This window comes from Sorangium sp. So ce145 (genome assembly GCF_051525985.1).
GTDB lineage: Bacteria > Myxococcota_A > Polyangia > Polyangiales > Polyangiaceae > Sorangium > Sorangium cellulosum_B.
Genome location: NZ_CP150315.1, coordinates 10,380,933 through 10,401,908, shown reverse-complemented (window position 1 = coordinate 10,401,908; position 20,976 = coordinate 10,380,933). Strand labels below are relative to the sequence as shown.

General features: G+C 69.9%; 18 protein-coding genes. 3 read left to right on the top strand and 15 right to left on the bottom strand.

The window, feature by feature from the left end:
• Positions 1-15: 15 nt before the first annotated feature.
• The 15 genes from WMF34_RS38655 to WMF34_RS38585 all read right to left on the bottom strand — a co-directional run bounded on the left by WMF34_RS38655 (position 16) and on the right by WMF34_RS38585 (position 15,425).
• Positions 16-513, bottom strand: coding sequence for a cytochrome C oxidase subunit IV family protein (locus tag WMF34_RS38655; protein WP_012240203.1), 498 nt, complete (start codon positions 511-513; stop codon positions 16-18).
• A 15-nt stretch (positions 514-528) separates the two neighbouring features.
• The gene (locus tag WMF34_RS38650; RefSeq protein ID WP_044966841.1) at positions 529-1,215 is read right to left on the bottom strand and encodes a cytochrome c oxidase subunit 3 family protein; all 687 of its coding nucleotides are present in this window, start codon (positions 1,213-1,215) and stop codon (positions 529-531) included.
• Positions 1,212-2,849 carry a cytochrome c oxidase subunit I gene (gene ctaD / locus WMF34_RS38645; protein ID WP_012240201.1) on the bottom strand — a complete coding sequence of 546 codons (1,638 nt, stop codon included), beginning with the start codon at positions 2,847-2,849 and terminating at the stop codon, positions 1,212-1,214. The genes WMF34_RS38650 and ctaD overlap by 4 nt, the downstream gene beginning before the upstream one ends.
• Before the next feature lie 19 nt (positions 2,850-2,868).
• Positions 2,869-3,813 (bottom strand): cytochrome c oxidase subunit II, encoded by a 945-nt coding sequence (gene coxB, locus WMF34_RS38640; protein ID WP_231864477.1) that lies wholly within the window; start codon positions 3,811-3,813, stop codon positions 2,869-2,871.
• 30 nt (positions 3,814-3,843) lie between these two features.
• Positions 3,844-4,686 (bottom strand): SCO family protein, encoded by an 843-nt coding sequence (locus tag WMF34_RS38635; protein ID WP_012240199.1) that lies wholly within the window; start codon positions 4,684-4,686, stop codon positions 3,844-3,846.
• A complete protein-coding gene (locus WMF34_RS38630) occupies positions 4,686-5,342 on the bottom strand; it encodes a hypothetical protein (protein WP_012240198.1) in 657 nt (218 codons plus the stop codon). The genes WMF34_RS38635 and WMF34_RS38630 overlap by 1 nt, the downstream gene beginning before the upstream one ends.
• Before the next feature lie 10 nt (positions 5,343-5,352).
• Entirely contained in the window at positions 5,353-6,558 is a 1,206-nt protein-coding gene (locus tag WMF34_RS38625; protein ID WP_437990928.1) for a hypothetical protein, read from the bottom strand.
• Entirely contained in the window at positions 6,555-7,160 is a 606-nt protein-coding gene (locus tag WMF34_RS38620) for a c-type cytochrome (protein ID WP_437990927.1), read from the bottom strand. Before WMF34_RS38620 ends, WMF34_RS38625 begins: the two co-directional genes overlap by 4 nt.
• On the bottom strand, positions 7,157-7,924 hold the full coding sequence (locus WMF34_RS38615; RefSeq protein WP_437990926.1) for a DUF3341 domain-containing protein: 768 nt from the start codon (positions 7,922-7,924) through the stop codon (positions 7,157-7,159). The genes WMF34_RS38620 and WMF34_RS38615 overlap by 4 nt, the downstream gene beginning before the upstream one ends.
• Positions 7,914-9,347 (bottom strand): NrfD/PsrC family molybdoenzyme membrane anchor subunit, encoded by a 1,434-nt coding sequence (nrfD, locus tag WMF34_RS38610; protein WP_012240194.1) that lies wholly within the window; start codon positions 9,345-9,347, stop codon positions 7,914-7,916. Before nrfD ends, WMF34_RS38615 begins: the two co-directional genes overlap by 11 nt.
• On the bottom strand, positions 9,344-12,343 hold the full coding sequence (locus tag WMF34_RS38605; RefSeq protein ID WP_437990925.1) for a TAT-variant-translocated molybdopterin oxidoreductase: 3,000 nt from the start codon (positions 12,341-12,343) through the stop codon (positions 9,344-9,346). The genes nrfD and WMF34_RS38605 overlap by 4 nt, the downstream gene beginning before the upstream one ends.
• Positions 12,340-13,035: a cytochrome c3 family protein gene (locus WMF34_RS38600; protein WP_012240192.1), complete on the bottom strand. Its 696-nt coding sequence runs from the start codon at positions 13,033-13,035 to the stop codon at positions 12,340-12,342. Before WMF34_RS38600 ends, WMF34_RS38605 begins: the two co-directional genes overlap by 4 nt.
• Before the next feature lie 344 nt (positions 13,036-13,379).
• Positions 13,380-14,165 carry a phytanoyl-CoA dioxygenase family protein gene (locus WMF34_RS38595; protein WP_012240191.1) on the bottom strand — a complete coding sequence of 262 codons (786 nt, stop codon included), beginning with the start codon at positions 14,163-14,165 and terminating at the stop codon, positions 13,380-13,382.
• On the bottom strand, positions 14,162-15,145 hold the full coding sequence (locus WMF34_RS38590) for an aldo/keto reductase (protein ID WP_437990924.1): 984 nt from the start codon (positions 15,143-15,145) through the stop codon (positions 14,162-14,164). The genes WMF34_RS38595 and WMF34_RS38590 overlap by 4 nt, the downstream gene beginning before the upstream one ends.
• A gap of 37 nt (positions 15,146-15,182) precedes the next feature.
• Positions 15,183-15,425 (bottom strand): hypothetical protein, encoded by a 243-nt coding sequence (locus WMF34_RS38585; protein WP_012240189.1) that lies wholly within the window; start codon positions 15,423-15,425, stop codon positions 15,183-15,185.
• A 129-nt stretch (positions 15,426-15,554) separates the two neighbouring features.
• Between WMF34_RS38585 and WMF34_RS38580 the strand changes: the two genes are divergently transcribed.
• The 3 genes from WMF34_RS38580 (at position 15,555) to WMF34_RS38570 (ending at position 20,944) form a co-directional block, all read left to right on the top strand.
• On the top strand, positions 15,555-17,576 hold the full coding sequence (locus WMF34_RS38580; RefSeq protein WP_157907210.1) for a SpoIVB peptidase S55 domain-containing protein: 2,022 nt from the start codon (positions 15,555-15,557) through the stop codon (positions 17,574-17,576).
• Positions 17,577-17,645: 69 nt separating this feature from the next.
• Positions 17,646-19,751 carry a hypothetical protein gene (locus WMF34_RS38575; RefSeq protein ID WP_012240187.1) on the top strand — a complete coding sequence of 702 codons (2,106 nt, stop codon included), beginning with the start codon at positions 17,646-17,648 and terminating at the stop codon, positions 19,749-19,751.
• Between the two features lie 293 nt (positions 19,752-20,044).
• Positions 20,045-20,944: a hypothetical protein gene (locus tag WMF34_RS38570; RefSeq protein ID WP_437990923.1), complete on the top strand. Its 900-nt coding sequence runs from the start codon at positions 20,045-20,047 to the stop codon at positions 20,942-20,944.
• The last annotated feature ends 32 nt before the right edge of the window (positions 20,945-20,976 follow it).

Sequence of the window (20,976 nt, the reverse complement as noted above, 5' to 3'; positions counted from 1 at the left end):
TCGGCCCCGGGCCGGTCACTTGGCCTGTTCGGCTCCGTTGCCGTGCGCGCCCTGCGCGGGCGGCGGCGGCGCCTTGTGCGCCCGCTTCATCCTCCAGTCGTCGGCGGCGCGCTTGCCGTCGAACGGCGCCTTGATGTCCGCCGGCCGCTCGGCCTCGATCCCCTCGGCCCGGCCCCGGTTGGCCGTGTCGAACATCGTGAAGCCGATGAAGATCGCCAGGAAGATGAGCGACGACGCGAAGATCAGGGTGTGGAACTTATGGTCCCACTTGAGGTGCATGAAGATGAGCGCCACGACGCCCGCCTTCGTCGTCGCGATGAGGACCGCGATCGCCAGGTTGGCCGCGCCGAGGTCGACGTAGCTCGCGCCCACGGTGACGACCGTGAGCACGAGCAGCGCGAGCCACGTGGCGATGTAGACCTTGAGCGGCAGGACGTGAGGCACGTGGTCTGCGCCGTGGCCATGGCCGTGCCCGTGCCCGTGCGCGCCAGCTGCTTCTGCGTGTGTCGACATGCTGTCCTCTAGGCCTCAGCCCACCAGGTAGAGCAGGGGGAAGAGATAGATCCAGATGAGGTCGACGAGGTGCCAGTACAGCCCCACCCCTTCGACCGGCGAGTAGTAACGGCTCGAGAACTCACCGCGCAGGTTGCGGATGAGGATCCACGTGATGAGCCCCATCCCGATGACGACGTGCAGCCCGTGGATGCCCGTCATCATGAAGTAGATGGCGAAGAAGATCCCCGCGTGGGCCGTGGTGAAGCCCTGGGCGGTGAAGTACTTCCCGGGCAGGAGGCCGTCGTGGAACTTGTGCTGGTACTCGAAGTACTTGATCACAAGGAACACGGCCGCGCAGAGCAGGGTCACCACGAGCAGCCGGGTGGTGGTCTTCTGGTCGCTCTTCTGCGCGGACCGGACGGCGAGCGCCATCGTGAGGCTGGAACAGATGAGCACGATCGTGTTGATGCCGCCCATCACCTTGTCGAGGTGATGGTGGGCCTCCACGAACGAGTCGAAGAACCAGCCCCGGAAGATGGCGAACGCGCAGAACAGCCCGCCGAAGAGCAGGATCTCCGTGACCAGGAAGAGCCAGATGCCCATCCTGCCGGCGTCGAACTGCGTGTCGGCGGAATCGAAATGATGGGCGACGTGGAAGTTGGGGGACAGGATCGGGCCTGCCTTGTTCGGCCGGTCGGCGGCCTCGGCGTGCGCGCTCATGCGTTCTCCGTGTTGAAATCGTAGGCGCCCTTGGTCACGACCGGGGTGCGGACGAAGTTCTCGGTGATGGGCGGGGAAGCGGTGGTCCACTCGAGGCTGAGCCCGCCCCAGGGGTTCGCCGGCGCCGGCGCGCCGGAGCGCAGCGAGCGGATGAAGCAGATGGTCATCACGAGGAAGCCGGTGCCCAGGATCCACGAGCCCACGGTCGAGAACGCGTGCAGCGGCTGGAACTGGTCCAGGTAGTTGTAGTAGCGGCGCGGCATCCCGCGGCTGCCGAGGACGAACTGCGAGAAGAACGTGACGTTGAAGCCGATGAAGATGAGCACGCAGGCGACGGCGGCGAGCTTCTCGGAGTACATCTTCCCCGTCATCTTGGGCCACCAGTGGTGGAGCCCGCCCATGAAGGCGATGACGGTGCCGCCCACCATCACGTAGTGGAAGTGCGCGACCACGAAGTACGTGTCGTGCAGGTGCAGGTCGACGCTGAGCATCCCGAGGAAGACGCCGGTGAGCCCGCCGATCGAGAAGAGGATGAGGAACGACAGCGCGTAGAGCATCGGCGCGTTGAAGCTGATCGAGCCGCGCCACAGCGTGGCGGTCCAGTTGAAGACCTTGACGCCGCTGGGGATGGCGACGAGGAAGGTCAAGAACGAGAACATGATCGCCGCGAACTCGCTCTGGCCGGAGGTGAACATGTGGTGGCCCCACACGAGGAAGCCGACCAGCGCGATGGCGATGCTGGAGAACGCGATCGCCTTGTAGCCGAAGATCCTGCGCCGCGCGTGGACGGCGATGAGCTCGCTGATGATGCCCATCCCCGGCAGGATCATGATGTAGACGGCCGGGTGGCTGTAGAACCAGAAGAAGTGCTGGTAGAGCACCGGGTCGCCGCCGAGCGCCGGATCGAAGATGCCGATGTTGAACGCGCGCTCCGCGATGAGCAGCAGGAGCGTGATGCCGAGGACCGGCGTGGCGAGGATCTGGACGATGCTCGTCGCGTAGATCGCCCAGAGCATGAGCGGCATCTTGTACCAGCCCATCCCGGGCGCCCGGAGCTTGTGCATCGTGACGATGAAGTTCAGCCCCGTGAGCACGCTGGAGAAGCCGAGGATGAACACGCCGAACGTGACGCTCAGGACCGACGTCGTGGTCACCGTGCTCGAGTACGGCACGTAGAACGTCCAGCCGGTGTCGATGCCGCCCGTGACGAGCGACGACAGCGTGAAGAGGGCGCCGATCCAGTAGAGGTACAGGCTGAGGAGGTTCAGCTTGGGGAAGGCGACGTCCTTCGCGCCGATCATGATCGGCAGGAGGAAGTTGCCGAGCGCGCCGGGGATGCTCGGGATGATGAACAGGAACGTCATCACCGCGCCGTGGAGCGTGAACATCTGGTTGTAGGTGTTCGCGCTCATGAGCGTCTCCTTCGGCGTCAGGAGCTCGAGCCGGAGGATCAGCGCGAAGAGCCCGCCCATGCCGAACGCGATGAACGTGCTGATGAGGTACATCAGGCCGATCCGCTTGTGATCGACCGTGGTGAGCCACGACATGATCCCGCTCTGGGCCCGGATGTAGTCCGCTCCGTGGCCGCCGGCGGGTGCCGTATTGACGTCGAGGGTTGTTACGGTCTGCGACATGACTGCTTCTCCCCGGCGCTCACTTCACCGACTTCAGATAAGCGATGAGCGCGTCCACTTCTTTGTCCTTGAGGAGCCCCTTGAACGACGGCATCACCGGCGGATAGCCGCGAACGACCTGCCCGCCGGGGTTGAACAGGCTCTCGCGGAAGTAGTTCTCGTCCGCGATGACCTTGGCCCCGTCCGCGAGCTCCTCCTCGCGGCCGAAGAGCCCCTTGAGCGACGGGCCCTGGATGCGCGTCCCGTCGAGCGAGTGGCAGGTCGCGCAGCTCCGCTTGGCGAAGAGCAGCTTGCCGAGCTCCTCGGGCGGCAGGTCGCTGTTGTTGTTGCCCTCGAGCCACTTCTCGAAGTCCGACTGCTCCAGCACCTTGACGGTCGCCAGCATGTCGGAGTGACCGGAGCCGCAGTACTCGGTGCACAGGAGCACCGTCTCCCGCGTCTCCGTCGCCTCGAACCACAGCGACGTGTACGACCCCGGGACCACGTCCTGCTTCACGCGGAACTCCGGGATGTAGAAGCTGTGGAGGATGTCCTTCGAGCTCATGATGAGCCGCACCGGGCGCCCCCGCGGCACGGCGAGCTCGTTCACCGTCGTCGTGCCGTCGGGGTAGGTGAACGTCCACATGTACATCTCGCCCGTGACGTTGATCTCGTACGACTCGGCCGGCGCCACGGAGGCGTGCACGTAGCCGCGCAAGCCCACGAAGAAGAGCGCGATCACGATGGCGAGCGGGATCAGCGTCCACACGACCTCGACCGTCGTGCTGTGATCGATGGGGCTCGTCTTGTCGCGCTCGCTGCGCCGCCGGTACTTGAGGGCGAACAGCACGACCGCCCCGGTGACCAGGATGAAGAAGATGACGGCGGTCCAGTAGGCCGCGTCCCAGCCGGCGTCGATGTGCTCAGCGAGCGTCGAGCCCTGGCGGGGCAGCCAGAAGGAGCCGAGTTCGATCGGGTTTTTCATCACCATAGTTGTGGCTCCGCCACCTTGTATCTAGGAAGCCTCGTTTACACGCGCCCTCGTGCGGGAGCGTTCAGTCCGCCAGAAGCGAATGAGCCAGAGCCCGATGAGCACGACGGTGACGACGCCTGACGCCATCATCAGCCGCCTCGTCGCCAGGACGTACCCGCGGGCGTTGGGATCGTAATGGAAACAGAACAAGAGCACCCGATCCCAGGCGCTCCCGACCTGCCCGCTGCCCGCTTCGCGCAGCGCGAGGCCGAAGTTCTTCTGTGGGAAGGAGATGCCGTACAGCGTGCGCGACAGGCGCCCGTCGGGCGTGAAGACGAACGCGCCCGCCGCGTGCGCGTACTGCTCGGTCGTCTCGTCCCACCGGTAGTGGAAGCCCACCGCGTCGGCGAGCGCGCGCACCGACGCCTCGTCTCCGACGAGGAAGTCGAAGCCGTCGCCGGTGACCGGCTTGCCGTACGCCTCGATGTAGTTCGCCCGCTTCTTGCGCGCGGCCTCGGGCGTGTCGCGGGGGTCGAAGCTGACGACGAGGGCGCGGTACTCCTGGCCCGCGGTCCAGGCGCTCTCCTTCATGGCCTGGAGCACGCCGTTCAGGACCAGCGAGCACAGCATCGGGCACTCGAAATAACCGAGCACCAGGACGAGGGGCTTGTCGCCCGCCGCATATTTGGCGAGCTCGACCTCTTGCCCCGACTGGTCGCGGAGCCGGAGCTTCTGCGGGAGCAGGGCTCCCGGCCGCTCCTCGATGTCGATGCCGGCGAGCTCCGTCGGAATGGTCGTGTCCGCGGCTCGCGCGCTCCGCGCCGGGGTGACCGTGGCCACCACGAGCGCGAGAACGGCGAGCAGGGCAGACAGCGGGCGGGACATCACTGCTCCGGAGCGGGGGTCGCCGGGGCTGCGGGCTTGGGCGCCGCGCCTGCAGGCGCGGCGGGCTTCACCGCGCCGTCCGCGGGCTTTTCGGGCTTCACGGCGTCGGCGGGCTTGGCCGTCTCGGCGGGCTTCGCGGGCGTGGCCGTCTCGGCGGGCTTGGCGGCGTCCGACGGCTTCGCCGCGTCCTTGTCGCCCGGCTTCGCCGCGTCCTCGCCCTTCGACGGCTCGCCGGCGGCGGCGCCCTCGGCGGGCTTCGCCGCGCCGTCCGCGGGCTGCGCGGGCTCGGTCGTCGCGGCGGGAGCGGCCGCGGTCCTCACGCGCTTCTCCTGGTAGTCCTTCAGGGTGAGCGCGACGGCCTGATCGACCGGGATGCGGACGACGCCCTTCTTCTCGTCAGCCCACTGGTAGTGGCTGAGCCGCTCCTTCTCCCAGGCCCGCAGGCTGCGGACCCCGCTGCTCGGCGGCTCCAGCACCTTGGTCGAGATCTCCCGCTCCATCGTCGCCTTGAAGATCTCGTTGACGAAGAGCACGGTCACCACGATCGAGAGCAGCGTGGCGATCACGATCACGAAGATGAGCGAGTTGTTCGGTCGATCCACCTCGGCCTGGGCCTCGGCGTGATCGGTCGCTGTGTTGTCGGTCGCTTCGCTCATGGCCGGCTCCTTACGGGTTGTCGATCCGAGCCGCTTCGGCAAGGTGAGGGTCGTTCAGGGGATACAGCGGGCTCTTGGCCGCCTGGAGCGCGAGCATCCAGGCTCCCACGCCCAGCGGGCCGAGCAAGCCGGCGAGGTCGATCCAGCTCAGGTGCGCGCCGTGGTGATCCACGTTCGGCATGACGAGCCAGTAGAGGTCGACGTAGTGCATCACGAGGAGGAGCACCGACGCCGCGCCGAGCACGAGCGGGCTCCGCTTCGCGTGCCGCGACAGGAGGACGAGGAACGGAACGACGAAGTGCCCGAACAGCAAGGCCAGGCTCACGACCTTCCACGAGCCTTCCCAGCGGTGCTGGTAGAAGATCGTCTCCTCCGGGATGTTCGCGTACCAGATCAGGATGAACTGCGAGAACGCGATGTAGGCCCAGAAGATCGTGAAACCGAAGAGCAGCTTGCCGATGTCGTGCTGGCGCTCGACGTTGCTCACCTTGCGCAGGAGCCCCGCCTTGTGGAGCGCGATCGTGATCAGCGCGAGCGCCGAGAGGGAGCTCGTGGCCGATCCGGCGAACACGTAGACGCCGAAGATCGTCGAGTACCAGTGCGGGTCGATGCTCATCAGCCAGTCGAACGCCGCGAACGAGATGGTCAGGGCGAAGACGATGACGGCCGGGGCCGCGCCGGCGCGCATCCTCGCGGTGGGCCGGAAATCGGCGCTCTTGTCCTGCGCGCGGGAGGTCTTGATGAACCACAGCGCGAGGCCCGCCCACGCCGCGAGGAACACCGCGGCGCGGATGTAGAAGAACGTCGGGTTCAGGTAGGGCGCCTTCTGGTGGAGCACATGATCGTTCGCCGCGTCGGGCCCCATCCAGTGATGGTAGATGTCGTGGGCGAGCACCGCGACCGGGAGGAAGAGCACGATGCAGGCGGGCAGGATGCCGCTCATCCACTCCATGTGGCGGCGCGCGGCCGCCGACCAGCGCGCGCGGGTCAGGTGCTGGATGATCACGAAGAACAGCGCGCCGAGCCCGATCGTCACGAGCCACGTGAAGCCGGTGAGGTACGAGAACGCAAAGCGCTTCGCGTCGGAGACCGCCGCCGCCGCCGAGAGCACCACGCCGACGATCGCCAGCACCATGCTCCCCGAGACGAGCCGCTTCGCGACCGCCGGATCGAGGACCTTCGCGTCCTCGGCCAGAGCACTTCCGTGGGACTTCATGGAGTTCCGCTCTCCTTCGCGATGTTGCCCCGCTGGGCCTCGGGCACGTCGTCGATGCGCGCGTGCTGGCTGCGCTGCAGCACGCGCACCCACGTGACGATCGCCCACCGGTCCTTGACCGGGATCTGCTTCCGATAGGACGGCATGTTGCGCACGCCGTTCGTGATGACGTTGAAGATCTCGCCGTCGGGCAGGCCGAGGGCCCGCTCGGACGCGAGGTCGATGGGGGGCGGGTACCCGCGCTTCACCACCATGCCCTGGCCGCTCCCGCTCTGGTCGTGGCACGGTGCACAGTAGATGTTGAAGCGATCCTGGCCGCGCCGGATCACCGCCTCATCGACGGTGATGGGCGCGAACGCCAGGAACGTCTCGCCGTCCTTGCCGGTGCGGTAGGCGTCGCTCTCGTCGAGCGCGCCCTGGGCCACCGTGCCTTCGACGATCGGCCGCATCGCCCGCCCGTCGGGGAACAGGCGGGTGCCCTCCTCGGGCTGGAACTTGGGCTGCCAGTCCATGTCTCCGAAGAGGTGGATCGGCGGATCGCTGCTCGCCTGTCCGCGGCAGCCCGCCAGGACGACGAGGAGGGGAATGCACCAGCGCTTCACGAGGAGACCTCCCGGATGCCCTGGGCGCCGAGGCGCTGGAGGAGGTTGCGCGTCTCCGTGGAATCGAACTTCGGGTCGCTCGCCTCGACGCTGATGAAGAAGGCGTCGTCGGTCGCCCGCGGGAACGAGGGGTGCGTCATGGTGGGGTGGAACAAGGTGGGCAGGCGCCCGAGCGCGAAGAGCCCGAAGAAGCACGTGAGCGCCGCGAAGAGGACCGTGAGCTCGAAGAAGATGGGGATGAAGGCCTGGTACGAGAACGACGGCTTGCCGCTGATGATGAGCGGATAGTCGTAGTACTGCGTGTACCAGGCGAGCGCGATGGCGCTGGCGAGCCCCGCCGTCCCGCCGCCCAGCACGAGCCACGGCAGCGGAGACGGCTTGAGCCCCATCGCCTTCTCCAGCCCGTGCACGGGGAACGGCGTGTGCGCGTCGAAGCGGCTGTAGCCGGCGTCCCGGAGCGCCTCGCACGCGTGGAAGATGTCCTTCGGGGTCGTGAAGTAGCCCATCACCCCGAACAGGGTCGACTCGCCGTCCGCCTCCTGCTCGGCCTTGCGCTCCTGCTTGCGCTCGATCGCGAGCGCGGCCTGACCGTGCGGCCCGCTCTCGCGGGGCTCGTCGTACTCCGCGTCGTCCTCGGGCACGTGGCCCTGCGGCTTGATGTCGGGCTGGCTGTCGCGCGCGGAGTCCTTGAGCGCTCGTGCCTCCTCGGCCGAGGAGGGCTTCCCGGAGCGCTTCTGGCGTCGAGCATCGCTGTTACGCTGCATGATGAGCCTCGTCGTTGCTGTGCGAGCCGTGAGGATCGGCCGCCGCCGTGACCCCCTTCACCTCGCTGATCGCGACCATCGGCAGGTAGCGGACGAACAGCAGGAAGAGCGTGAAGAAGAGGCCGAACGAACCGAAGAACGTCGAGATGTCCCAGATGGTCGGGCGGAAGTAGGTCCAGCTCGAGGGGAGGAAGTCGCGGTGGAGGCTCGTCACGATGATGACGAAGCGCTCGAACCACATCCCGATGTTGACCAGGATCGAGATGATGAACATCGCCGGGATGCTGGTGCGCACCTTCTTGAACCAGAAGAGCTGCGGGAAGATCACGTTGCAGCTCACCATGGTCCAGTAGGCCCAGGCGTACGGGCCGAGGATGCGGTTCCGGAAGGCGAACTGCTCGTAGCCGTTGCCGCTGTACCAGGCGATGAAGAGCTCCATCCCGTACGCGTAACCGACCATGGTGCCGGTCGCGACGATGACCTTGTTCATGTTCTCGAGGTGCCGCATCGTGATGAGCCCCTCGAGACCGAACGCCTTGCGCGCGAACACCATCAGCGTGACGACCATCGCGAACCCGCTGAAGATGGCGCCGGCGACGAAGTACGGCGGGAAGATCGTCGTGTGCCAGCCGGGGACGATCGAGACGGCGAAGTCGAACGACACGATCGTGTGCACGCTGAGCACGAGCGGCGTCGAGAGCCCGGCGAAGATCAGGTAGGCCTTCTCGTAGTGGAGCCAGTGGCGGTGCGAGCCGCGCCAGCCGAGGCTGAGGATCCCGAAGACGATCTGCTTCGTCCGGGTCGTGGCCCGGTCGCGGATCGTGGCGAGATCGGGGATGAGCCCGACGAACCAGAAGAGGGTCGAGACCGTCGCGTACGTCGAGACGGCGAACACGTCCCAGAGCAGCGGGCTCTTGAAGTTCGGCCAGAGGCTCATCTGGTTCGGGATCGGGAACAGCCAGTGGGCGAACCAGATCCGGCCCAGGTGGGCCACCGGGTAGATGGCGGCGCACGCGACCGCGAAGATCGTCATCGCCTCCGCGGCGCGGTTGATGCTCGTCCTCCACTTCTGTCGGAAGAGGAAGAGGATGGCGCTGATCAGCGTGCCGGCGTGGCCGATACCGACCCAGAACACGAAGCCGGTGATGTCCCACGCCCAGTTGACCGTGGTGTTCAGCCCCCAGATACCGATACCGGTCCCGACGAGGTGAACGAGCGAGCCAGCGAGGATGAAGAGGATGCTGATGGCAAGGCACAGCAGGACGAGCCACCCGGGGGGGCGCTTGCTGAGGACGATGCCCGCGACTTTGTCGGTGAGAGAGCGGAAGTCGTCCTTCCCCTGCACGAGCGGCGCCTCGTCCAAGAGGGCGGCGCGGTCCGAGAGCCGGGGGTGATCGACCTGGAGGGGTGCTGTGGCGCTCATGCGTCGGCGAGCTCCGGGTTCTTGTTGCGGATCTTGGCGAGGTACGTGACCCGCGGCTTGGTGTTGATCTCGTCCAGCAATCGGTAACCGCGCGGGCTAGCGGCCGCCGCGGCCACCTGGCTCTTGGGGTCGTCGAGGTCGCCGAAGACGATGGCCTGCGTCGGGCAAGCGCCCTGGCACGCGGTCACGATCTCGCCGTCCTTGATGTGCTCCCGCCCCTCTCGCTTGGCGTCGATCTTGGCGTGGTTGATCCGCTGCACGCAGAAGGTGCACTTCTCCATGACGCCCCGCGATCGGACGGTGACGTTGGGGTTGAACTGCATCTTCCGCTCCTCCGAGTCCGGCTGGCCGTACTCGAGGAAGTTGAAGCGACGGACCTTGTAAGGGCAGTTGTTGGCGCAGTACTTCGTGCCGACGCACCGGTTGTACGCCATGTCGTTCAGCCCCTCGGGGCTGTGCGTCGTGGCGGCGACCGGGCAGACCTGCTCGCACGGCGCGTTCTCGCAGTGCTGGCAGGGGAGCGGCTGCGAGATGCTCTCCGGCTCGTTCGGGTCCGTGCCCTGGAAGTACCGGTCGATCCGGAGCCAGTGCATCTCGCGGGTCTGCCGCACGCCGTCGGCGCCGACGACCGGGATGTTGTTCTCGGCCTGGCAGGCGACGACGCACGCGTTGCAGCCGATGCAGGCGTTGAGGTCGATGGTCATGCCCCAGGCGTGCCCCTGCCGCCGGTTCGGCTCCTTGAACAGGCTGAGGAGCGGCGGCACGTGGACCTGCTTCTGGGCGAACGCCGCGTCCTTCTGGAACTCGGCGAGCGTCCCCTCGCGCGCGAGCGGGCGGCCCTCCATCACGAAGTGCTCCTGGGTGCGCGCGAGCTCGACGACCTCGCCGGTCTTCTCGAGCGAGAAGCCGCCGGCGAGCTCGAAGGCGTCGCTCTTCCGCAGCGGGGTCGTGTCGACGCCGACGCCATGGCCGACCCGGAGCTTCGCGCGCCGCCCCTGGCCGACGGTGATGCCCACCGAGTCGTCCGCCTGCCCCGGCGCGACGAGGACGGGGATCCGCACCGACGCGCCGCTGCCGGTCAGCGTCACGACGTCGCCGTCCTTCAGGCCGAGCCGCGCCGCCGTCGAGGGCGAGAGGTTCGCGGCGCTGCCCCAGGTGAGCTTCGTCATCGGGTGGGGCAGCTCCTGGAGCCACCCATTGTTCGCGAACCGGCCGTCCCACGCGTGCACGTCGGGCCGGAAGGTCACCTCCAGGCCCTCGCCCACGGCGGGCGCGAACGCGCGCAGCGCCTCGATCGCGCCCTGCGCCGCGGCGGCCACCTGCTCGTCCGCGAACTGACTCCCCGCGACGAGCCCGTCGTGCAGCGCGCGGCGGAAGTCGTCCTCGGTGCGCTTCGCGCCCTCGGCGGTCAGCCAGGTCGCCCGCACCAGGTCGTACGCCGTCCGCGAGCCGCCGAGCAGGAGCTCGATGACCTCGGCGTCGGTCCTGCCGCCGAACAGCGGCGCGATGAGCGGCTGCGCGATGCTGGCCGTCCCGTCCTCCGCCCGCACGTCGCTCCACGACTCCAGCGGGTGGGCGCGGTTCAGGTGCCAGCGGGTGCGCTCGCTCGTCTCGTCGACGTGCGTCGAGACGTGCACGCTCGCGGGCACCTTGGCGAGCGCGTCGGCGAAGCGCGCGTCCGCGGGCGCGTCGAAGGCCGGGTTGCCGCCCAGGATGATCAGCGTCTCGACCTCGCCCTTCTCGATGGAGCGCGCGAGCTCGACGAGCGCCTCGGGGCCCTCGCGCGAGTCGTCGAAGGGCGCGACGAGCCGGACCGCCTTGCCCGTGTTGTCGAGCGCGAGGTTGATGAGGTGCACGAGCCCGTGGACCTCCTTCGGCAGCGAGCGCCCGGCCACGACCGCGCCCTGGCCGCGGTTGGCGGCGAGGTCGGCGGCGATGGCGGCGACGTGCCGCGTCGCCTTGGCGTCGAGCCCTTCCGATTTGCCCTCGAGCGCGCTGAGCAGCTGCGGGTCGAGCGCGACCCCGCGCTTGCCGAGCTCGGTCGCGAGGGCGAAGGCGAAGGCGGGGATCTTGCGGCTCTGGATGCGGAGCCGGTGATCCGCGGCCGCGCCGGTGATCGTGAAGGTGCTCTCGACGGCGTAGAGGCGGTTCATCGCCTTCGGGTCCTTGTCGACCGCGCGGCCCGCCGTGAACGCGCGCCCCTGCTTGAGCGGGCTGCCGTCGGAGGCGAACAGGTCGGCGTCGAGCGCGACGATCACGCGCGCCTTCGTCAGGTCGAGCGTCGTCTCGAGCGGCTTGCCGAACGCGAGCCGCGCGCCCTCACGCGCGGCGTCGCGCGAGAAGGGCTCGTACCGGACGACGCGCGCCTCGGGCAGCGTCTTGCGGAGATCGGCGAGGCGCGCGGCCAGCGTCGGCGACCGGTGCGCCTCGGTCAGGATCGTGAGCCCCTTGCCGCCGCGGCCGCGGAGCTTGTCGCCCTCGGTGCGGAGGAACGCCGCGGCGTCGTCCCAGGATTTTTCGTTCGCGCCCTCGCGCGGCGACTTGCTGCGATCGGGATCGTAGAGGTCGAGGACCGCGGCCTGGGTATAGAGGGTGGTCCCGCCGAGGCTCTCGGGGTGCTTCGGGTTGCCCTCGATCTTGGTGGGCCGCCCCTCGTGGCTCTCGACGATGACGCCGAAGGCCGTGCCCATCATCGGGAGCGCCGTCGCGAAGAACAGCGGCTTGCCCGGGATGACCTCCTCCGGGGACCGCGAGTACGGAAGAATCTGCTCGACAGGCCGGCGGCAGCCCACGAGGCCACCGAGCGCGAGCGACGCGCCCATGAGGCTCAGGAACGTGCGCCGCCCGACGCCCTCCGGCGGCTCGAACGCGGCCGGCGGGAACTCGCGCCCGAGCGCGTCGACGAAGTCGGGCGAGCCGGAGAGCTCGTCCAAGCTGCGCCAGTAGGTCTTTCCGGAGAGGTCCTGGGCGAGGGGGAGGGGAGTTCGTTTACTCATCGGTGGCACCCCGAGCAGTGGAGCGGCGCCTGCACCTGCCGCCCGGAGGAAGTGACCGCTGGCACGCGATCTTGGTAAGGCTCGTGGCTCGCGGGGATGCCGGCGCCCGCCATGGCGGCCGTCGCGGGCGCCATATCCATCTTGGTGACGTCGGCGGGATTGCGGAGGTTGGGACCCGGATCGCGGTGGCAGTCCAGACACCATCCCATGGTGAGCGGCTGGACCTGCCGGACCTTGTGCATCTGGTCCACGCGTCCGTGACAGCTCACGCAGCCGACCCCTGCGGCCAGGTGGGCCGAGTGGTCGAAATAGGCGTAGTCCGGAAGGTTGTGGACGCGCACCCAGGGAATGGGTTGATCCGTCGCCCAGCTCTCCTGCACGAGGAGGAGCTTTTCGCTGTCCCGCCGCACCTTGGCATGACAGTTCATGCACGTCTCGGTGGGGGGAACTGCGGCGAAGCTGGATACCTCTACTGTGCTGTGACAGTAGCGGCAGTCGATGCCGAGGTCGCCGGCGTGCAGCTTGTGGGAATAGTCAACCGGTTGATCCGGCTGATACCCGACCTCGAGATGTTTGTTGGTACCGTAGTACCAGAATCCGCCGATCACAGCGGCGCCGAGGGGCAGAACTCCGAAGAGCAGCCCCAGCGGAACCACTTTGTTGGCCCATCGTGGGAACAGGAACCGAGCCATAGGGTTGTGGTGGGCGTCGGAGGGACGCGCGGGCGCAGTTATGGCTTGCTGGCGGGGTGCGACAAGACGGCAAAGTGCCGCGTGACTGCGGCAGATTGCCGCTGTGGGTAATTGAGGCTCCACGCCGCGGCAGGTCGCCGCGGGGGCGCGGCAAGTTGCCGCGGATGCAGGCGTCCGTCCTTACGACACGGGGGCGAACTGGATGCGACGCCGGATCGAAAAATTCTCGAAACGTCGACGCCGGCCGGAGAACGCCCCGGGGAAGCCGGTGCGAGCCAGGGGAAGGGGGGGGCTGGCGAGCGAGGGGCCGCCGACCGCGCCGAGGCCGCCTGCCCGGGGGGAGCTCAGAACACCGGCGTGAACGTGCGTGGGGCCTTCTTCTTCCGGAGGCAGCGGGTCGCCCTGCTCATGTAGCAGACGGTGAACGCTCGCCTCGGCTGGCCGCTCCGGTTCACGGCGGAGCAATGCCAGAGGTAGTTGTGGATCAGCAGGGCCTCGCCCGCGCGCGCCGGCAGCGCGATCTTGCGGGCGTCCGCGTCGGCCGCGCGCACGCGGTCGCTCGGAACGACGCCGCCGAGCGGCGTCGCGAGCCCGTCGATGTGGCTGCCCTCCAGCACCTCCACGCAGCCGCCGTCGGCGGGGGCGTCGTCGAGCGCGGTCCAGATCTGCAGCTCGGGGTCGCGATCCAGCCCCCAGTAGCTGCCGCCGTCCTGGTGCCAGGGCAGCGGCGTCCCTCCGGACGCGGCCTTGTTGAAGAGCACGGCCCGGTAGATGGAGACCTCTCCGCCGATGATCGCGCGCGCGATCCGCTCGAAGAGCGCGTTCTCGATCCAGGCGAGGAACAGCGGGTCCTTCTCGAGCTTCTCGAGCTTCCGGTACGACGTGCTCGGCCCCTGGTAGCCCTTGCCGTACGGCAGATCCTCGTAGCGGCCCGACGCCGCGTCGTGCTGGAAGAAGAGCCCGGGGTACGTGACGCGCCCGAGCATCAGGTCATCCGAGCGCGCGCGCAGCGCCGCGAGCCCCGCGTCGGTCATCACGCGCCCGAGGCGGGCGTGGCCGCGGGCGGCGTAGTCGGCCAGGGGGCCCGCGAGATCGAGGTCCCTGGCCCCGGGCAGCAGGAGCTCGATCATCGCGCGTAGCTCGCGTCGGTGCCCAGGTGATCGCGGTAGAGCGCGTCCATGCGCCGCGCCGCCTCCTCCGAGAGCGGGCGCCCGACGGCGTCGGCCGCCGTGTCGAGGTGCTCTGCCCGGACCGGGCCGACCAGGATGGAATCGACGACGTCCCGCCCCGCGAGCCAGGCGTACGACAGCGAGAGCAGGCTCATTCCTTCGTCCGCCGCCACCGCGGCGTAGCCGGCTGCGAGCTCGAACATGCGCCTGCTCCAGTACCGGCGCTGGTAGACGCCGTTGCGCTCGAAGCGCGAGCCCGCCTGCGTCGCCTCCGGCCCCGCGTGCCGCCCCGTCAAGAGCCCGCCGGCGAGCGGGTTGTACACCGCGGTGGCCAGCGCGTACCGCCGCGCGAAGGCGGCGTACTCGACGTCGAGCTGGCGGATCAGCGCGTTGTAGAGCACCTGAGAGGCGGCGGGGCGCGGCTTCCCGACGGCGTCGCGGCGCGCGATGATCTCCAGGATCTGCCACGACGCGAAGTTGCTGACCCCGTACTGCAGGATCTTCCCCTGCTCGAGCAGGGCGTCGATCGCCGACAGCGTCTCCTCGATGGGCGTCTCCGGGTCCGGTGCGTGGAGATAGCAGACGTCGACGCGGTCGGTGCCGAGGCGCGCGAGGCTCTCTTCGACGGCGCGGATCACGCGCTCGCGCCCGAGGCCCTCGGGCCTGCCCCCGACGCGGCGCAGGCCGACCTTGGTGGCGATCTGCGCCTCGGCCCGGCGGCCCCGGAGCGCCCGGCCGAGGATCCGCTCGGACGCGCCGTCCTGGTAGAGGTTCGCCGTGTCGAACGCGGTGATCCCTCGCTCGAGCGCGCGCAGGGTGATGCGCTCGGCCTCCTCGGGCGGCGTGCGGCCGCCGAAGTTCATCGTGCCGACGAGGATCGCGGGCGGCGCGCCCGGGCGCCGCTTCGCCGTCATCTCCTCCTTCACGCCGTCAGCCCTCATGCCGTCAGCCTTCACGTCAGGCGCCACGCGCTGCTCCTCACGCCCGCGCGACGAGGAGCGCGAGCACGTACACGATCAGCCACACGAGCCACAGGGTGCTCGTCCGCCGCCACCCCAGCCGGAAGCCGTACATCGGCGCGAGCGGCGGCACCACCAGCGCGACGAGCCCGCGCCAGCGCGGCTGGCTCCGGAGCGCGAGCCGCGCGGCCAGCGCGACGTGGGTGGTCACCCAGGCGGCGAACGAAAGGACGAGCGTCGCGGTCGCCGCGATATCCTTCACGGGGCGAAGCCTAGCGTCGCCGGCGGGCCCCGCCTCTGGAAAACGGCGACCCTGGGCAGCGCGGCGACCTCCCGGCGCGGCCCGAGCCCCCGCTCTGTCGCGCTACCAAATCCGGGCTAAGCTTGGCCCGTGCCTCTGCGCAACATGCCGTGGTTTCGTCCGGATTCCTTCCTCACAGCGCGCGCCGCCCCGCTCGCGACCCGCAGCGCGAGGGCGATCGCGGGCGCCGCCCGCGCCTTCGTCGATCGCGACGGCCGCCTCATCCCCCTGAGCCTGCTCGCCGGCGCGGCGTGCAGCGTCGCCGTCGGCGTCGGCGCGGCCCAGGCGATCTCCGCTCCGCCCGATACGTTGCCGCTCTCCGAGGTGAAGCCGGGCATGAAGGGGTACGGCCTCACCGTCTTCTCCGGCACCACGCCCGAGAAGTTCGACGTCGAGGTCATCTCGACGCTCCGCAATTTCCGGCCGAACCAGGACCTCGTCCTCGTCAAGACGCAGCACCCGCGCCTCGAGGTCGCGCGCACCGTGGCGGGGATGAGCGGCAGCCCGATCTACCTGAACGGCAAGATGATCGGCGCCTACGCGTACGGCTGGCTCTTCGGCGCGGAGGCGATCGCCGGCGTCACCCCGATCAAGTCGATGCTCGACGAGCTCGCGCGGCCGCTCCCGCGCGGGATCGCCCCGAAGGTCGGCGGCCCGCTGCCCGCCCCGGTGAGCCGCGCCGGTGGCGCGACGCCGCCGCCGCGCGCCGCCGCGCCGGCCCGCCTGCACGGGAGCCGCGGCTTCCTGGGGGCCGTCGACGCCTACGACCTCGCCGGCCACGCCAGCCAGATCGCCGCGCGCGTCGCGCCGTCGCTCGCCCCGCCCGAGTCGACGGGCCTCGCGCGCGCCTCGACGCCGGTGATGCTCGGCGGGCTCGGCGGGACGTCGCTGCGCATCGCGAGCGATCTGCTCGGCCCCATGGGGCTCGATCCGATGCAGGCCGGCGGCGGCTCGTCCGCGAGCCCGGAGCCGGGCGCGCCGACCAGGTACGTCGACGGGGGGGCGATCGGCGTCGAGCTCGTGCGCGGCGACATCTCCGCGATGGGCATCGGCACGGTCACGCGCGTGTCGGGCGACAAGCTGGTCGCGTTCGGCCACCCGATGATGAACGGCGGCGTCACGAACCTCCCCGCCGCGATCGCGCGGGTCCACTGGATCCTCGCGAGCCAGAACCGGAGCTTCAAGATCGGCGAGGCGGTGCGGCCGCTGGGCACGCTGGTGAACGATCGGCAGGCCGCGATCGTCGTCGACAGCTCGGCGAAGGCGCCGGTCTTCCCCATGCGCGTCCAGATCGACGGCGTGGAGGGCGCGCCGCACCCGACGTGGAACGTCGAGGTCGCGCACGATCAGTTCCTCGCGCCCGCCTTCGTCTCGATGGCCGTCGGCAACGCCGTCGAGGCGACGACGGCCGAGCGGCGGGACATGACCTGGCGGGCGGTGAGCCAGGTGAAGATCGGGCGCTACGGCACCATCTCGCTGGTCGATTTCGGCGCCGGCAACGGCACCCCGCTCAGCAGCGACGATTTCGTCCGCAGCCGGCTCGTCCGGGCGATGGGGGCCCTGCTCAACAACCCCTGGGAGGACGTCTCGATCGAGCGCGTCGACACCCGCGTGAAGGTCACCTTCGATCGCGAGGTCGTGCTGCTGCGCGGCGCGAAGGTGCTCGAGCCGGAGATCGAGGCGGGCGCGCCCGCGCGGATCCGCCTGGATCTCCAGCCCCACCAGGGCCTCGTCGAGTCGCGCGTCATCGAGGTGCCGGTGCCGCGCGAGCTCGCCGGCGGCCGGGTGGACATCGATCTCGCGCCCGGCTACGAGGTGGAGCGCCCGATGGCGACCCCGAACAACGTCGCAGAGCTCGTGGCGATGCTGCCGAGCCAGACCCACGACGCGGAGAGCGTCGTCGCGACGTTCCGGCTCCGGGAGAACGGCGCGGCGTACCGCGGCAAGGTCGCCTCGCGGCTCCCCCCGGGCGCGATGGACACGCTGCGCCCGAGCTCCGCGTCCGACGCGCCCGAGACCTTCGGCGCGCAGGTGCAGGTGCCGGTGTCCCTCAAGCGCTTCCTCGTCGGGAAAGACTCCGTGAGCGTCACGGTCCGGCCTATCCTCCGCTGAGCCCGCCGGTCTCCCGCCTCCCTCTCTTTCCTGATCCCCCTCTCCCTGACCCCCTCCATCTTGCGACCCATGAGCACAGAGCGCTCTTCTGCCCATTCCCGATCGCCTCACCCTCGCGCCGTCCCCTCTCCGCGCAGGCTCCTCGCCGCCGCCGCCGCCGCCGTGGGGCTCGTGGCGCTGCCGGCCCACGCGGTGGGCACGCGCAGCTTCGAGCTCCGATCGCTCGAGGACCTGAAGGGCGGGGATCTCACCGGCGTCAGCGTGGACTCGAACGGCGCCGTGCGCGCCGGGCTGACGCTCGGCGCGACGCCGCTGCCGGACGCGACGTCCATCTGGAGCTCCGTGGTGCTGCCGGACGGGACGGTGCTGCTCGGCACCGGCAACGAGGGGAAGATCTACAGCGTCTCGGGCGGCCGGGTCGCGCTCGTGGCCACGACCGGGCAGATGGCGGTCAGCGCGCTCGCGCTCGCGGAAGGCGGCGACGTCATCGCGGGGACCTTCCCCGAGGGCAAGCTCTTCCGCCTGCCGCGCGGCGCCGGCAACGGTGGTCCGGCGAAGGTCTTCGCCGAGCTCCCCGACACCGAGGACGTGTGGGGCCTCGCGTACGATCCCCGGGCGAAGGCGCTCTACGCGGCGACCGGCTCGGGGGGGAAGCTGTTCCGCGTCGACGCCGCGGGCAAGGCCCAGGTGTACTTCGACAGCGACGAGCCGCACCTCATGTGCGTCGCCGTCGGGGACGACGGCGCCGTCTACGCCGGCTCGAACGGCAAGGCGCTCCTCTACAAAGTCACGGCGCCCGGGCGCGCGACCGTGCTCTACGACTTCGACGCCGACGACGTGAAGGCCATCGCGATCGCGCCGGGCGCGAAGGGCGGCGCGATCTACGCGATCGCCAACAAGTACGCCGAGGCGTTCGCCCCCCCGAAGCGCAACCGGAGCGGGCCGCCGTCGCCGCAGCCGGCGCGCGCGCCGAAGCCCGGCAAGGGCGTGCTCATGCGCTTCGATCGGAGCGGCGTCGCCGAGAAGATGATGAGCGACGACGACACCCACTACGTCTCGCTCGGCCTCGGCGACGACTTTACGCCGTACGTCGGGACCGGCGCGGAAGGCCAGCTCTACACCGTGAGCGACAACCACGTCGCGCGGCTCGTCGCCGACACCGACGAGCGCCAGGTCGGCGCCTTCATGATGGCCGGGCGGCGCAGGTTCGTCGCGACCACCGACCCCGCGGTCTTCCACGAGGTGAAGGGCGTCGGCGGCGCCGACGCGGTGTGGACGAGCAAGGTGCTCGACGCCGGGCTGCGGGCCACGTTCGGGCGCCTTTCGTGGCGCTCCGACGGCGCGCTGGAGCTCGAGACCCGGAGCGGAAACACCGACGCGCCGGACGGCACCTGGAGCCCGTGGTCCACGGCGCTCGCCGCGCCGGGCGACGTGAAGAGCCCGCCGGCGCGCTTCGCGCAGATCCGCGCGCGCTGGCGCCGCGATCCGGGCGCGGTGCTCCGCGAGGTGAAGCTCTCGTTCGTCACCGACAACGCCCGCGCCGTGGTCACGTCGATCGAGGCCGCGCCGAAGGGGCAGACGAAGCCCTCTCGCTCGAGCCTCCCGCCATCGGGCGGGGAGGCGCCGAAGCCCGTGAGCGCGCTCCAGCTGACATGGAAGGTCGACAATCCAGACCAGGACGACCTCCGCTACCGCCTCTCCTACCGGATGGAGGGGCAGTCGACCTGGCGCAGCCTGCTGAAGCCGGGCGAGAAGGTGACGCGCGCCGAGCACGTATGGGACACGACCGCGCTTCCCGAAGGCGAGTACCGCATCCTCGTCGAGGCGAGCGACGAGCTGGCGAACCCGCCCGAGCGCACGCTGCGCCACAGCCTCGAGTCCGGCACCGTCCTCGTCGACAGCACGCCGCCGGTGTTCCGGGCGCTCGCGCTGCAGGGGCGCCGGCTCACGGGCGAGGTCGCGGACGGCCTCGGTCCGGTCGCGCGCGTCGAGGTCTCGATCGCGGGCCTGGAGGAGTGGCGGCCCATCTTCCCGAGCGACGGCGTCTTCGACGAGGCCGTCGAGCCGTTCGAGGCGGATCTCGGCGCGATCGTGCCGCCGGGCGCGCACCTGCTCGCGGTGCGCGCCTACGACAGCGCGGGCAACGTGGTCACCCGCGACATCGAGGCGCGGTAGGCGCCGTCACACCCCTCGCGCGGGGCCCGGCGCGCGGCGCGACACGGGCGTCATGCTTGCGCCAGGGATGCCCGCTGGCGAGGTGCCCCCGTGCGCGCGGCGCACAGGGCGGCGTCCTCACCCCAGCGCACAGGGCGGCGTCCTCACCCAGGTTGCGCTCGGCGCCCTGGCGACGACACACGGAATCGGCACATTCTGTGAATGCAGGAGGCGACATGATACGCTCATTCCGCTTGTGCTTTTCTGGTGGTCCTGGAATGAGCTCACACCACGCCCGTCTGCTTTCTGGCCTCATGGCGACCTGGGTTTTCGCGCTCTCCGCGTGCTCGGTGGACGACGCCTCGGCGGGTGGGTACGAAGACGGCGGGGCGGCGTTCGGGAGTGGGGGAGGCGTGGGCGAGTCGACCCAATCGGGCGGCAGCCCACCGCCCGCGAGCGGCAGCGCCAGCGGCAACGGTGGTGCCGGCGGCGTCGTGAACGAGGACCTCAACATCCCGGCCGCTCCGGAGGCGCAGGACCCCTACACCCGCTTCGCTTACCTGTGCGGCGATGGCTGCACCCCAGGCGGGGAGCCGGCCGAGTGCTCGTCGGACGGCGACGCGGGCACAGGGACGGGGCTCCCTGCCGCGCAGACGCTGCACTGCCAGCTCGTGCTCGACGACGGTGATGCGATCCCGAGCTGCGGGCCGGCGGGCCGCTTCGAGGCAGGTGGCCCTTGTCACAGCGCCGCCGATTGCGCGGCTGGCCTGGGGTGCGTGGCAGCCGACGGGGAGGGCGGCGTGTGCCGGCAGTACTGCTGTGGTCACGTCGAGAGCTGCGCGGCGGGGACGTACTGCGACGAGCGGCCGATGGCCGAGTCGGTCGTCGAGGCGAGCGCGAGGGCTCCGGTCCCGATTCCCGTCTGTGTTCCCGCGACGAACTGCGAGCTCTTGAACGACAGCGTGTGCCCGACGGGCCTCACCTGCACGATCGTCCGCGAGGATGGGACGACGAGCTGCGTGGTGCCCGGCGAGGGGCGGGCCGACGAGCGTTGCCCGTGCGCGCCCGGCTTCGTGTGCTCGATGCTGACGGACCAGTGCAAGCAGCTCTGCCGGATCGACAGCAGGGCGCCCGAGTGCGGCGCAGGCGCCAAGTGCCAGGGCGGCAGCGCGATCTACCCCGCCGGGTTCGGCGTGTGCGTGAGCACGTCGTAGCCGCCGCCCGCCGCGTCGCTCCGTGAAGAAGT

What these genes read in the sequence shown, in the direction of transcription:
- WMF34_RS38595 (WP_012240191.1), bottom strand. Translation starts at nt 14,165, where the DNA reads ATGATCGAGCTCCTGCTGCCCGGGGCCAGGGACCTCGATCTCGCGGGC.
- WMF34_RS38600 (WP_012240192.1), bottom strand. Translation starts at nt 13,035, where the DNA reads ATGGCTCGGTTCCTGTTCCCACGATGGGCCAACAAAGTGGTTCCGCTG.
- nrfD (WP_012240194.1), bottom strand. Translation starts at nt 9,347, where the DNA reads ATGAGCGCCACAGCACCCCTCCAGGTCGATCACCCCCGGCTCTCGGAC.
- WMF34_RS38655 (WP_012240203.1), bottom strand. Translation starts at nt 513, where the DNA reads ATGTCGACACACGCAGAAGCAGCTGGCGCGCACGGGCACGGGCACGGC.
- WMF34_RS38590 (WP_437990924.1), bottom strand. Translation starts at nt 15,145, where the DNA reads ATGAGGGCTGACGGCGTGAAGGAGGAGATGACGGCGAAGCGGCGCCCG.
- WMF34_RS38615 (WP_437990926.1), bottom strand. Translation starts at nt 7,924, where the DNA reads ATGCAGCGTAACAGCGATGCTCGACGCCAGAAGCGCTCCGGGAAGCCC.
- WMF34_RS38650 (WP_044966841.1), bottom strand. Translation starts at nt 1,215, where the DNA reads ATGAGCGCGCACGCCGAGGCCGCCGACCGGCCGAACAAGGCAGGCCCG.
- WMF34_RS38630 (WP_012240198.1), bottom strand. Translation starts at nt 5,342, where the DNA reads ATGAGCGAAGCGACCGACAACACAGCGACCGATCACGCCGAGGCCCAG.
- WMF34_RS38575 (WP_012240187.1), top strand. Translation starts at nt 17,646, where the DNA reads ATGAGCACAGAGCGCTCTTCTGCCCATTCCCGATCGCCTCACCCTCGC.
- WMF34_RS38635 (WP_012240199.1), bottom strand. Translation starts at nt 4,686, where the DNA reads ATGTCCCGCCCGCTGTCTGCCCTGCTCGCCGTTCTCGCGCTCGTGGTG.
- ctaD (WP_012240201.1), bottom strand. Translation starts at nt 2,849, where the DNA reads ATGTCGCAGACCGTAACAACCCTCGACGTCAATACGGCACCCGCCGGC.
- WMF34_RS38605 (WP_437990925.1), bottom strand. Translation starts at nt 12,343, where the DNA reads ATGAGTAAACGAACTCCCCTCCCCCTCGCCCAGGACCTCTCCGGAAAG.
- WMF34_RS38570 (WP_437990923.1), top strand. Translation starts at nt 20,045, where the DNA reads ATGGCGACCTGGGTTTTCGCGCTCTCCGCGTGCTCGGTGGACGACGCC.
- WMF34_RS38625 (WP_437990928.1), bottom strand. Translation starts at nt 6,558, where the DNA reads ATGAAGTCCCACGGAAGTGCTCTGGCCGAGGACGCGAAGGTCCTCGAT.
- coxB (WP_231864477.1), bottom strand. Translation starts at nt 3,813, where the DNA reads ATGAAAAACCCGATCGAACTCGGCTCCTTCTGGCTGCCCCGCCAGGGC.